General features: G+C 58.7%; 10 protein-coding genes. 2 read left to right on the forward strand and 8 right to left on the reverse strand.

What is annotated here, in order from left to right:
- Nucleotides 1-111: 111 nt before the first annotated feature.
- Nucleotides 112-1,284: an aminotransferase class V-fold PLP-dependent enzyme gene (locus KS03_RS26140; protein WP_035983864.1), complete on the reverse strand. Its 1,173-nt coding sequence runs from the start codon at nt 1,282-1,284 to the stop codon at nt 112-114.
- 116 nt (nt 1,285-1,400) lie between these two features.
- Here KS03_RS26140 and KS03_RS26145 point away from each other — a divergent pair, with 116 nt between their 5' ends.
- A complete protein-coding gene (locus KS03_RS26145) occupies nt 1,401-2,375 on the forward strand; it encodes a phosphotransferase family protein (RefSeq protein WP_015875917.1) in 975 nt (324 codons plus the stop codon).
- Nucleotides 2,376-2,400: 25 nt separating this feature from the next.
- Here KS03_RS26145 and KS03_RS26150 read toward each other — a convergent pair whose 3' ends face one another.
- From KS03_RS26150 to KS03_RS26170, 7 genes are all read right to left on the reverse strand, one after another.
- Nucleotides 2,401-3,639: a Gfo/Idh/MocA family protein gene (locus KS03_RS26150; RefSeq protein WP_015875918.1), complete on the reverse strand. Its 1,239-nt coding sequence runs from the start codon at nt 3,637-3,639 to the stop codon at nt 2,401-2,403.
- On the reverse strand, nt 3,636-4,340 hold the full coding sequence (locus KS03_RS31770) for a cupin domain-containing protein (RefSeq protein ID WP_015875919.1): 705 nt from the start codon (nt 4,338-4,340) through the stop codon (nt 3,636-3,638). The genes KS03_RS26150 and KS03_RS31770 overlap by 4 nt, the downstream gene beginning before the upstream one ends.
- Before the next feature lie 189 nt (nt 4,341-4,529).
- Nucleotides 4,530-5,588 (reverse strand): zinc-dependent alcohol dehydrogenase, encoded by a 1,059-nt coding sequence (locus KS03_RS26155; protein ID WP_015875920.1) that lies wholly within the window; start codon nt 5,586-5,588, stop codon nt 4,530-4,532.
- Nucleotides 5,589-5,646: 58 nt separating this feature from the next.
- Nucleotides 5,647-5,985, reverse strand: a complete 339-nt coding sequence (locus KS03_RS31775) for a N,N-dimethylformamidase alpha subunit family protein (RefSeq protein WP_015875921.1) — start codon at nt 5,983-5,985, stop codon at nt 5,647-5,649.
- A 47-nt stretch (nt 5,986-6,032) separates the two neighbouring features.
- A complete protein-coding gene (locus KS03_RS26160) occupies nt 6,033-7,085 on the reverse strand; it encodes a nucleoside-diphosphate kinase (RefSeq protein ID WP_015875922.1) in 1,053 nt (350 codons plus the stop codon).
- Nucleotides 7,082-10,312 carry a non-ribosomal peptide synthetase gene (locus KS03_RS26165; protein ID WP_015875923.1) on the reverse strand — a complete coding sequence of 1,077 codons (3,231 nt, stop codon included), beginning with the start codon at nt 10,310-10,312 and terminating at the stop codon, nt 7,082-7,084. The genes KS03_RS26160 and KS03_RS26165 overlap by 4 nt, the downstream gene beginning before the upstream one ends.
- 39 nt (nt 10,313-10,351) lie before the next feature.
- Nucleotides 10,352-11,782: an MFS transporter gene (locus KS03_RS26170; protein WP_015875924.1), complete on the reverse strand. Its 1,431-nt coding sequence runs from the start codon at nt 11,780-11,782 to the stop codon at nt 10,352-10,354.
- Nucleotides 11,783-12,116: 334 nt separating this feature from the next.
- Between KS03_RS26170 and KS03_RS26175 the strand changes: the two genes are divergently transcribed.
- Nucleotides 12,117-12,968 carry a UDP-2,3-diacylglucosamine diphosphatase gene (locus KS03_RS26175; protein ID WP_080942768.1) on the forward strand — a complete coding sequence of 284 codons (852 nt, stop codon included), beginning with the start codon at nt 12,117-12,119 and terminating at the stop codon, nt 12,966-12,968.
- Nucleotides 12,969-13,040: the final 72 nt, after the last annotated feature.

A 13,040-nucleotide genomic window follows, 5' to 3' on the forward strand; every position in this document is an offset into this window, starting at 1 on the left:
CGAGCGGACATAGTCCGCGTTGAGGTCGTAGACGGACCGTTTTACGCGGTTGGGCGTGAGTAGCGTGACGAGTGGAAAGCTGGGCAGCAACTTTTCGATTCTCCGTAAACGTCAATTTGCGCGGGTGTCCTCGACTCGCTTGCCGTCCCGAACGTAGTCGCCGGTTGCATGCAACCTGTCTCGAATCAACTCGACGAGTTGATCGACGTCTTGCCGGGTGTTGAACATAGCGAACGCGATTCTCACTCCGTCGCGCTCCATGGAGAACCGCACGCGATTTTCCGCGAGATACGTCTGCCAGCCCGGCCCGGGTAGATCCAGCAAACATATGTGCGAGCGACGAGCGCGCGGGCCGCCCGCCAACACGCCGACACGTAGTTCAGCCATTCGGTCGGAGAGGTATTCGCCCAAATCCAGCACGTGCTCGGCGATATCCGCCACCCCTATGTCGGTGATCAAGTCCAGCGCGGCATCCAATGCGTGCAGTGCCGGCAGATTTGCGAGCCCGTATTCGAACCGCTTTGCGTCGTCGCGATCGCCCTCACGTTTCCCGTCGCCTTCCGCACATGTGGCAGGTGCGTACAGCGGTTGCAATTGCGGCTGCCCGCTTCTGCAATACATCACCCCGAGGCCCGGAGGGGTGAGCAACCCCTTGTTGCATCCAAACGCAGCCAAAGAGATGCGCGATCGATCGACGTCGAAGGGCAACACCCCCACCGACTGAATGCCGTCGACCACCCAATAAGCACCGGTTTCAGCGCATTGCTGCCCGATCATTTCAATGTCGGAGCGGAATCCGGAATCGAATGCGACGTGGGACAAGACGACTGCCTTGACCCGTGGGCCGATAGCCCCCACCAATGTGTCCAGATCTTCACTTGTCCGCAGTCGATCCACGCTGCGCATGTTCACGCCGCCGCGCCCGCGATACCGGAAAATCGATCCGATATTAGGATGATCAGCATTGTTCAACAGGATTTCATCGCCTTCGCAGAAAGGGATCGCATTCGCTGCGATGTTGAGTCCGTCGGATGTATTCTTGGTAAATGCAACCTCCTCGGGACGCGCGCCGATCAGTTTCGCCATCTTCTCGCGCACCCGCTCACCGCGATCGAGCCATACCGATTTAGGTCCTGCGTGCGCCTCGCTCTCGGCAAGAAATCGTTCCAACGCACGCCGGACCGGCACGGCAAGAGGTGTGTGGCGCGCCGAGTCGAAATAAAGCGTTTGGTCTGCAATCGGAAAAAGGCGGCGTATGCCGGCGACGTCGAAACGTTGTAACATCGTGCAGAACCTCATAACGCGCGGCTTGAACCCTGTAGTCCAGGCTGCGGAGCGTGATCAACAGACGATTCGCATCGGCCACCCGGCTGTTACCCTGACTCATTCGTGCTCACGCGATGACTATCCGCCATCCCACTCGCGATACCGACATCCTGCGGCTCCTGCAAATGCTAGGCATCGAAGCCTCCCGGATCGTCGAATATCGGCATGGAATTGCGGCACGGAACTTCCACATTGTTTGTATGGACGGTACCACCCGCGTCGTTCGATACGATACGCGCCGCACGGCCGCCGACATTCGCGAAGACCGCATGCTCGGCACGCTCGCCGTTCGCAACGGAATCAATGCACCCACGGGAAACTGGCTGATCCATGAACTAGGAAACGCCACCGTGGTAATCCGTCAGCACCTGGCCGGAACCACGCTCGCAGAACTTCCCCCCGCCACCTGGCCCGACGCGCGCAGGCTAGGCGAAGTCCTTCGTTCGATTCATGAGTTCCCGCAACCCGTGATCGCACGGAAGTTCTTTTACGCGCCCGTCCTAGATATGCTCGACCGCCAGTGGCAAACGATTCGCGACGCCGTCGCCAGCATCGCGGAGACCGCCGATTTGGCCGCACTGCTGCGCTATGCGCTGCAACAATTCGATCACGCCACCGAAATCGAAACGCTCCGTTTGTCGCCCACCGGGCTCATCCATGGCGACTTCACGCCAGCCAACATACTGATTCACGAGCACGGGCTGACCGTACTAGATTGGGAAAAATCTTGTATCGGGCCCGTATGTGCCGACATCGCACAATCGCTTTACTACTTTACCGCCCATTCGAGCAAAATTGGAATCTTCGCAACTTCTTTTCTCGAGGGCTATGGGAAGCCGGACTGGTACAAGCCCGATGTCATCAAAGCCTGGATGACACTTCATCCCGCGTTCATTCTGCTCACTGATGCGGCCAATACTTTCATCAACCAACGCCTTCCACTCCCTGCCCGCAATCCGCACCGCGAAGCCTACTTTCGTGACGTTTCGGTTCCACGATACCGCGCCTACCTCGCTCACCAGCGCGACCTGCTCTCCATAGTCTCGTGATGACCGCCGTTCTCGCTGCCGCGCCTCAATATGGGTTATCCCAAATGTATTCCGGTCCGTCGATCGGCACACCGTCGGCGATACGCGCAAGCACGTGAACATGGGCAGACAGGGGGACCCCCCCGCTTATCCGAGGCTCCACGTAACAGGCCGTCGACATGGCCGTGACGTTTGCTGCATCCTCAATGCGCTCGAGCACTTCCTGCACGTACATCGCTTGTGACAATCTCGGCACCAAATCATGTGTTTCGCCGGCGATTTCCCGGAGATTGGATTCCAGAAATGCGCAGACTTTCCCTATCGTGAGGCGGTCAGTATTCCATGATGCGGCGTCGACATCCATCGTCTCAATGAGATCAGGCCGCCCGCCCGTTTGCCGAATTTCATAGACCTCCAGCCGATCGAGATCCCACATTGGCTTATCGAACGTCAGTACCACCAGCTCCGATGCGTTCCCGTCACGGTCCGCCAGCGTCAATTCGATCTTGCGCTGACGTTCCGCCCAGAGCAGTGAAGTGGATACGATCATCTGCAGGCCGCTTGCGAATTCCAGCGATGCATGAACGGTATCCAGCGGCAGTACGCTGTGCTCGCCGACATCGAAATTGCTGCGCGACGCCACAGCCGAGGCGACCTTGAAATGTGTGCCGGGGTGGACGCATGCCAGCATCAAAACTAGATCGACAGGATGTGCCAACTCCACCGAAATGACGCCAAGTGTGGGTCGTGCATCCTTGACGCGATATTTTCCCCAAAAGCAGTTCGCCCTCAGTATGGTGCGTCGGCGTTGCTGCATGAACCGCTGCAAGGCCGTCACGATAGGACTGAACCGCTCGACGAAATTGACGGAAACCTCTTTCTCACCATAATGCTGCGCCAGTTCGCGCGCCTCGCTGGCAGTGGAGGTCAACGGCTTTTCGCAAAGAACGCGCCGAACGCGAGGGAAACATCGCCGTATCGACATAAGGATTCGAAAGTGCTGATCCTCAGCGGCAGTCACAACGACGATGTCGGGCGTTACTTTCGAGGCGGCCTCCTCGATCGAACCGAAGCAAGGAAACGCGAGACCATTTTCGAACGCCTCGCAGCGCTCCTTTCCGACGTCGACACCCGCCACGACGACAACTTTGGTCAACCCTGTGTTCATCGCCATGCACGCCCGCACGAACCGTGCGCCTGCCTGCCCCAGACCGACGATCAAGACACCCACGCTTGGCCCGCTGGCCCGGCGCTGTGGGCGAAAACGCAAAGGCGCTTTGCTCATCGCGTATGCAGCGCAGGTAGCGCACGCGCGCTGACGCCATCGACGATCGTGCGATTCAACATCGGATGGTTTTCGTCTTGCGGGCCGAAATCACTGTCAGGATGATAAGCCATGACAACCAATTCGCTGCTTGTCGTGTGAAAGCCGTGCGAAAGACCGGCGGGTAAACAAAAGCAAACACCCGACTCCAGTACGTAATCGCCTAGGTTGGTCTTGCATACTCCGCTGCCTGACAACACGCCGCCGAGGCGCACGCTGGGATGCGTGTGCGCCGTCTGAGAAATGCCGCGCGGAAAATAAAGCGCATTCAGACAAGGATCGCCCAGTTTCACGGGTGGAATAAGCAACGTATCGGTGCAGCCGTCGATATATCGCAGCCGCCCGCGACTCTCTATTGGGCCGCCCACGGCGTTCAGGCCGAGATATGCCGGCACGTGAATCAACATCCCTTTGCCGCCTCGAATCGTGAACGCGCCAGTAACCGAGAAATAACAACCCACCCCCAGGACATGACGAGACGCTTCGAGTTCAAGCTTGCATTCTCCCGACATGACAAAGCCATATGTGGTTCGATCGGGCGAATCATCGGACACCGTACTATTCCAGAACCATATCCTCTCTCGGATATCGCCGCCGACGCTCTCAAAGAGTGGGCCGTCAGCATCCTGGTGTATGGAAAATAATTGACTATGCGGCGTCATCAGCGTTGCTCCTGGCTACTCTCATCACCAAAAAGGAACTGCCAAACGCAATCTGGAATAACAACGGGAAATTCAGCCCCGAGTCTATTCGCACTTTATTACCAGGTCAACATCGCACCCGGCGAAAATTGCGCTTTTTCAGCGCCTCGTTTAAAACACCGGATACCGCCGTGCTGCGTCGCTGTCCGATCAACTCCACGAGAGCGACACACAAAGAGCGTCTGGCGCATTGCATACGAACCGGTAAGCCTCCTCGATTCGCTCCACGGCAAATTCGCGATTGATGACCGGCGCTACATCGAGCCGCCCCGACGCTATCATTCGCAACGCAGTATCGGCATCCCAATACTGCGCCCATCTGTTTTCCAGCGGATTGGCTGCGGGACGCGTGGGCTGGTGCGCGCCGATTACGGTGATCGCCTTGCGATGAAGCAGCGTGTAAAAATCAACTTCGTTCACGCTTCCCCGACTGCTGCCCAGAAGCAACAGCGTTGCGCCTGTCGGGCAACAGGTCAATGCCGTCAGTACATTATCAGGCCGGCCCGTCGCTTCGATGACGACTGTTTTCGCGGCATAGGAGTAATTAGCGCGCTGTTGCCGGAATGCATCGATGCTTGCATAGACCTCATCGAAGCCCAGGCTGACGGCATGCTTCCGCCGTGCGTCCGTAGCGGATATACCAACAATCGGCAACCCACCGGACAGACGGGCGAATTGGCCCGCCAGCAGACCGATCGGCCCAAGCCCCGCCACAATGACTTGGTCACCAGGCTTGATTTGTGCGCGCGTCACGCCGTAGAGTGCCACCGCGGCAATGATGAACGTCGCCAGCGCGGCCGGCGGCAGCGAGGGATGCCGCCCGGGCAGGCGCCACGCTAGGCCGCTGGGCTCGACAGAATCGAATAGTGCGCCGTGCCCATGCTGCCGCGGATGGTCGAGCGGTGGCCGGACGAGCACGTGGCTTTGGTGCGCGCACATCGTTCCAAGCAGATCCCCGATCTGTACGTTGGACACTGCTTTCCCGATGCCGACCACACGCCCTACGTTCGAGTAGCCCGGATAATAGGGAAACCCTAACTGCCGCGTCGCGGTATTCGGCTCGGCGAGCAGGAATGCGCGCTCCGTGCCCGGACTGATGACGCTCGCCTTCGTTTCGACGATGACCTCATCGTGCGCCGGGGCCGGCAACTCGAATGTCTCGAGCGCGACCCGCCCGGGCGCAGAGAATACCACTCGCCTTGCTTGCATTCAATCCTCCGTACCACGTCAACGGTTTATCCCACGCAGGCGGCGGTGGAGTTCGCCTTTATTCCGGTGAATCTGCGTCAGCACCAGCCGGCCAACCGGGCGGCATCGCGCCAAGTCCGACCAGCCGAGCCCAACGCAGTGTGAAAACGTGCCATTCCGCTTCTTCCAGGTTATCGAACGTGTATTCCGTCGGCTCCGGCGGCTGTCGGGCGCCGGGCCGCATTGTTGCAAGTCGCCAGCACATGCCAGGCCGCTCGATCAGCAAGACATGAAATGCCTCGTTCGTCGGGCGCCTCATGAAATTCAACAAATATTGCAGATCTGCGCTGTGGCGGCCGTACGGTTGCCTGCGAAATTCGGCTGCCAGATCAAGACGAGTGGGATCGAACACAAACATAGGTTCACCATCTTCTCCGTTGCATTCAAACGGTCGGTCCGCCACGACTATCGAGCGGGGTCCATCGGCGAGCGAACACCGTACTCGAGCCAATGGCGGAGTTCGCAGCTCGGGAATGGCTGGGTGGGCTGCGCCTTCTTCAACGGCACGAGCCGTGCCCTGATGACGATGTCGTCCAATGGATCGATATCGACACCGAACTCGCTCAGCGTCAGCTTGAGTGGCGACCAAGCGTCCGATTCCCCTCGGCCGACTTGCTCGAGGCGCGCTATGACATGCGCCCACCGCGCTTCCGTGCCCGATAGACGAAGGCTCACCCGTTCGCGCACGCGCTTAAGTGCCGATTCGAAATCGAGGTCTGCGCGAGGTGCTGCGCCAGCCAATAGCCGATCGCACAGCGCCCGTGCGGCGGCCCCACTGCCGGCTAACGCATCCACCAGACAACGATGGCGCTCCGCTTGGTCGAACAGGAGCCCCAGTTCGCGCACGACGTCGGCCGGTTCGTCACCTGTATGAACATAGTTCAGCAATGCCGACTGGGGTGGCCCCAACGCCGAGCGCAGTTTTCCCGGTGCGCGCAGTTCGGGTACGGGTTCCCCCTTGAAATCGGTCAACCTAAGGGCGGTCGGGACGCGCTCGTCGGGATGTTCAGCTTCGACGAGGAGATAGAGGGAAGGCGCCTCGGACAGCAAGCGCGCCAGCAGCGCGATGCGTTCGTCGGAATATCTTCCGAGCGAATACCGCCAGAACTCCCGGACCAAGGGCTGTGCGAATGTCACTTCACGCCCCACCCGCACTTGAAATCCGGCTTGCGCCAAGGCGTCCATGCCGATTCGGGTGTTGCCCCTGAGTAGGCTGTCGGCTTTGAACAGCACCGATCCGATATTCCAAAGGCGCGAAAGCACGAGCATGCCGTCCCGCTCCATTGCCTCGATCGTTCTCCAGCCTGCACAAAACGCTTCGTCAGCGGCGTAAAAGGCCAGCTTCTCCGGAAAACAGGACAGCCACCGGGGCAGTGCCTCGGGCTCCAGAGGATTGTGCGCCGGCGCATATCGGTCGGGGAGAGACATAACAGCGCGCGCAGCCGGGTCAAGATTCATAGAGCGCCTCCTCCGGCCAGCGATTGTGCATCGGCGCGTTCAGCGCCGAGACGATCCTCCAGCCACTGTGCAAATTCTTCCACCGTGTCATGTTCGAACATCGCGCGTAGCGGAACCCGAATACCCCATTGCTCGGCAATGCGCGCCACGGCCTTCATCGCTGACAGCGAATCACCTCCCAGGTCGAAGAAGCCAGCGCGAATGCCGAGGCCATCGATTTTCAGCGCCTCCTGCCAAATATCGAGTAAGCGCATCTGGTTCGCCGTGGCGGGCGCGACGTGCTTAATGCCGGGGCGAGGAGTTCGCGTCGGCAACGCCGCGTAATCGAGTTTGCCGCTGGCCGTTCGGGGCAATTCCCGAAGCACTACGATCGCTGTCTGCAGGCCGGCCTCCGGGATACGTCGTGCAAGATGCCGACGAAGCGCGTCGACGTCGATCGTTTCTTCGTGCTTGCCGACCACATAGACATTCAGCTGCAGGCTTCCCGTCGGCGTAGGCCGAGCAACGACCGCCGCCTCGCGAACGAATGGATGTTCGCCGACGATGGCTTCGATCTCACCAAGCTCAATGCGTTGCCCGCGAAGTTTCACCTGACGATCCACGCGCCCCATGTATTCCAGGTTGCCACCTTCTCCCCACCTTGCCAGATCACCCGTGCGGTACAGTCGCAGGCCCGGAACGAAGGGTGACGGCAAGAACGCCGCCGCTGTCAGTTCCGGCTGACCGAGATAGCCTGCGGCCAGGCCGTCTCCGCCCACATACAACTCTCCCCATGTGCCGGCGGGCACCGGGTGCATTGTTGCGTCGAGTACGTAGACGGCAACGTTGCGCAGCGGTTTGCCGATCAACGAGGGCGCTGCTTGGCTTGCCGAAAAACAGTGAAACGTCGCATCTGCGGCAACTTCGGACGAACCATAAATATTGACGAACGTGCATTTCGGCAGTATCCGGTGCAGCGCGCGGCCAAGTTCGTCCGGCAAGAGTTCGCCACTCAAAGCCCAATAGCGCAACTTTAACGTAGGCGCTTGCCGGACGATCTCGGGCAGTAGTGCTTCCGCGAGCGAAGGCACACAGACGAGGTGGGTTACCTGCCGATGGACGAGAAACTCGACGAATCCCGCGATACTCGATCGAACGTCGTCGGGCATCACCGCAAGCAATCCGCCGTTGACGACGGGACCGAGTATCTCCAACACGCTGTCGACGAACGAGACGGACGTCTTCTGGCAAATGATGCTTCCAGGGCCGCACGGTGCGACTTCCTGCTGTGCATCGATTCGATTAAGCAATCCGCGGTGTGTCGCCATCACCCCCTTCGGAATACCGGTGGAACCCGACGTATAGATAATGTAAGCGATGTCTTCGATCGATCGAGGCGCGTCAGGCGGTATGCTGGACATCAGGGGATCGATGGGCGGCAACGGCGCATTCACGTCGAGAACGCGATGAGACCCGGAGGGAAGGTCGCCGAGCGTATCGGCGTGAGCCACTACCCACGACGCGCCGGCGTCGCGAAGAATATGCTGAACACGCGCCTGCGGCAGAACCGGGTCAATTGGTAACGCAACGGCGCCCGCCTTCAGGGTGGCTAGCAACGCAACGACGAATTCCGGCGAGCGCCGCAAATAAAGCGCGACAATGGCTTGCGGTTCGCATCCCTGAGCCCGCAGATAGTCCGCGAATTGGGTCGATCGCTGACTTAGTGAGCGAAATGTCAACGTCTCGTCGCCGCTTGCCACCGCGACCCGATCCGCATACTGGGCGGCCGTCTCGGCGAACCGGTCAACGAGGCTCCCTTGTCGAGCTGACGCCGCGCGAGTTGCATTCCTGCACTCAACCAAATCATCCCATTCTTCATCGGACAGCAATTCGATGTCCGCTAGACGCTGCCCGCTCGACCCCGGGATGCGCGTCAATGCCGATTCGAATTGCCGGCAGACGCCACCGATCTGCGCCGCATCGAACAGCGACGAATCGTAATCGATGCAGTACCGAGAGTTATCGTGCGATATTCGAACGGTCAAGCTGAGGTCGAATTTCACGCCCTTTGGCCCCAGATCCAGCCTTTCTGCAGTGACGCTGCTCAGGATTGGCGTGGCCGACGGCTCACTATAGAAATTGAAGAAGAGGTTAAAGGGCACCTGCCAGCTTACCGCTCCGTAGGCCTTTATGTCGCGAATGGCCCTTTCGAGGGGATATTCGTGATGCCTGTAAGCGTCAAGCACAGCGCGGCGCACTTCCGATAGGAAGTCCTCGACCGTCATGCACTGATCTACGCGAATAGCTATCGCCAGCGGATTGACCACGGGCCCTATGATGTTCTTCGTTTCAACCTTTGTTCTGCAATGGACCGGCATGCAAATCATGAATTCACTCTGGCCGCTTTGCCGCGCCATCACCATCGCGTAGGCTGCGAGACAAATCATGTTCAACGACAACCCGCGTGTTTCTGCCCATCCCGCGACGGCGGATATCACCAAAGGAGAAAGCGCGTGTTGTTGAGCTGCCCCGGTCGTGGTCCCCCTCTCTTTTACCACTCTTCTAGCCGGCAAGGAAAAGGGCGCAGGGACATCGGACAAGCGCGAACGCCAGAAAGCAGCTTTCCGCTCAAAAAGCGGAGTCGTCAAATTGCATTTCTGAAGCAACGCATAGTCCATGTACTGGAGGGGGCGCCGGCCCGGCGCAACCACTTCACCGTTCACACGAGCCGAATAACATTGGGAAACCTCGTCGATAAAGACCTTGATCGACCATGCGTCCGAAATCAGATGGTGCAGGACGATGAGCAGCACGTGGTCGTCACGGCCAAGACGAAAGAGCGTCACTGACGCCAACGGACCGGCCTCGACATCGAGATCGTTTCGAGCCAGGGAGGCAACGAGACGAAACGCCTCGTCCATGGCGGATTGGGGCGAACTCGATAGGTCCACACATTCGACGCAAAGCGGCCTCCCTGCGTCGTAGACCCAGTACGGCATGTCCTCGCGCACCTCGATGTGGCTGTTGAGGATGTCATGTCGGTGTGCCACATCCTGCACCGCACCTTGCAGTGCCGCTTCGTCCAACGCGCCGCGCAGTCGCCACGCCCGACTCACGTTGAATGCACCGTCGTTTCGCGCATGTCGGCTCAACAGCCAGAAGCTCTCCTGCGCAATCGACAATCGGGTTGTGTTTGCATCGTTGACCTCAGGCGAGTAAACACGGTCAGGGCCAAGTTTGGTGCGCATTTCGCCACCTCATTGCATTCCGGATTGACTGGAATATCGTTATCCCGCAGGCCGGTGGCCCGATACCTCGCTACCGGCGTCCTTCGCCAAACGCCGGATAAGCAGTGCGGTCGCCCCGGCAGGCAATGCAACCATCAGAAACGCCCATCGGAAGTTCTCGACATCGCCGATACGGACATCTCGCAAGAAAGCAACGGCCTGCAGCATGCCCGCTGCATACGCCACGCCCACGGCAGTCGAGAACTGCTTTGAAACGCTTGCCACGGTGGATGCGCGGCTCGTCGCGGAAGGCGGCATATTAGAATATGAAAGCGTATCGAGTGCCATATATTGGAGGCAACGACTCAGCCCGCCCGCGAACAACATCACGAGAATGATTGCATGCGGCGTGTTCGGCAGCAGCAAGGCGAGGCATCCGATCGCCAGTCCGCCAAGCCAGGCATTGACCACGAGCACGCGCCGAAAGCCAAATCGCTTCAGTACACCGGTAGCCACGAATTTCGTCGCAAAAAATCCTGCAGCGCTTGCGAAGGTCAGTGTGCCCGACTGGAGCGGCGTGAGGCCGAAACCTACCTGCAGTGTCAGCGGAAGCAAGAACGAGAACGCACCGGCACCGGCTGCCCGGATGACGAATCCGCTCACGATGCCCGTTCGATAGGTAGCGATTGTCAGAAGGCGTAGATCAAGAACCGGGGCGGTCTGGCTGGCGGCCCGCCTGAAATAAACCCAGAGCCCCACTGCACCGATTGCAATCAGAAGTAATGCGGTATAACCCTGCAGGTGTCCACCACTCAGCGAAGTGATCCCAAATCCCAGGCAGCAGAGCGATGCTCCGGAAATTACAAGCCCCCACAAGTCGAACTTGCTCGATGGCTCCTTCAAGACTGGCACACATATCAAGCCCGCGACGATAATCAACATGCCGATCGGTACATTGATCCAGAAAAGCCAGCGCCAGTCCCAATAAGTGGTGATCACACCGCCAAGCACCGGACCGCTAAGCGCACCAATTGTGGATGGAATGGTCACGTTTGCGAACGCGCGAACAAATTCACTCTTGGGCATTGAGCGGACGAGAATCATGCGTCCGACCGGAAACATCATCGCCCCCGCCATCCCCTGGACGCCTCGAGCGATCACGAAGGATGTCAGGTTCGTCGCGCCTGCGCAGGCAATGGAAGAGAACGTGAAAACGGCGATGGAAGCACAAAATACGACCCGGGCGCCGAATCGGTCAGCGCACCATCCGCTCATTGGGATGAACGTGGCCATCGCGAGAAAGTAGGACGCGTATGCAAGCTTCAGTTGCACCGGCGCGACATGCAGACTGGCCGCGATGACGGGCAACGCTGTAGAAATTATGCTGCCGTCAATGCTTTCCATGAAGAACGCTATCGCTACCACTGCCTGGAGAATCAATCCCGGCCGGGAGGACCGCCGATCGTGCGACGCCTTTTCGTTACCACCCATGATCCTCCTTTGCTCTTCGAGATTCAAAGGAACTATGATGCGGAATATAGCATCTTCCCGTTGATTCGCGTACACTTAATCATTCGGAATCAATTCGAAAGCATTGCGTGCTCGCGAAAGTTTTTCTGGCCCTATGTTAAGGGCGAATGGAGAACTTTTCGCGCTATCCAAATAAAGTGCGAGCCCCGTTGGTTGACACTCGCGTACCCGCATGGTAGTTAATCTACCGAGCCTCCTGCGACGCAGAAAACTACGCATCGAATGAGAGCAGTTGAACGCATGCCTTGTCGCGACAACGCGGCCATCGCAACCAGCTGTCCGTGGGACGACTCTGATGAGACTTGCTACGAAGGACCGAGCTACGCTCCGCGCAAGTGCGAATGATCCACCTCGGGCCGATGCAGTGGCTATTGAGCTAAACGGCAGCACGCTTTTCGTTTCGGACGCTCATCTCGGTTCCCCTGAGGGATCGTTGGAAAGGTTTTTAGCTCTGGTGAGTCAGGCTCCGGCCCGAAACCTAGTGCTCGTCGGCGACATCGTCGATATTCGCAGTATTGTTCGAAACGGAACCGGTAAATCCGGCATTTTAAAGATCGCCACAACGGTTCTCGAAGAGCTCGACAGATTTGAAAGAGTGTTTTACGTGGTCGGGAACCACGACGAACTGCTTGTGTTGCTTGATGGCGCTACCTTTCGAAACATGACGATCGCGAGCGAGCTGGCATTCGCCGGGCCGGCTTACTCCACGCTGGTGCTTCATGGGCATCAGGCCGACCCTGGCGCGCGTGTAAATATCGCCGAATGGAAGGTTGACGTAGTCTGCTGGTTTTATTACCACCTGCATCGGATCGATCGCACCTTGAACCGCTTGGCGCCGCGCTGGTTCAACCGGGGAGGCTTGATCCGAGCGATCAAGCAACGATCGAAACTATGGCAAACGCACCGCCGGCGTTTCGTCGAGCAGGTCTGTCTTCTTGCAGGCGCAAAGGGGTTCAACAGGGTCATATGCGGGCATATCCACTGGCCGGAGGTGAGTGTCTCCAGCGGAGTGACCTACGCGAATTGCGGAGACTGGATCGAGAGTTATACCGCGCTGATGCTGGACGACCAGCATCGGCTATGGCGCATTACCTACGATGACGAGTCGGGCATCTTGATGACATGTAGAAGTTCAGACTTGATCTGACAGTAAGGCCTTGCCAAGAGGCGGGGTTACCCGTTTTGATAGAGGTGCGAATCTTCATCAAAACAGCGCGCA

The organism is Burkholderia glumae LMG 2196 = ATCC 33617, assembly GCF_000960995.1.
GTDB classification, from domain to species: domain Bacteria; phylum Pseudomonadota; class Gammaproteobacteria; order Burkholderiales; family Burkholderiaceae; genus Burkholderia; species Burkholderia glumae.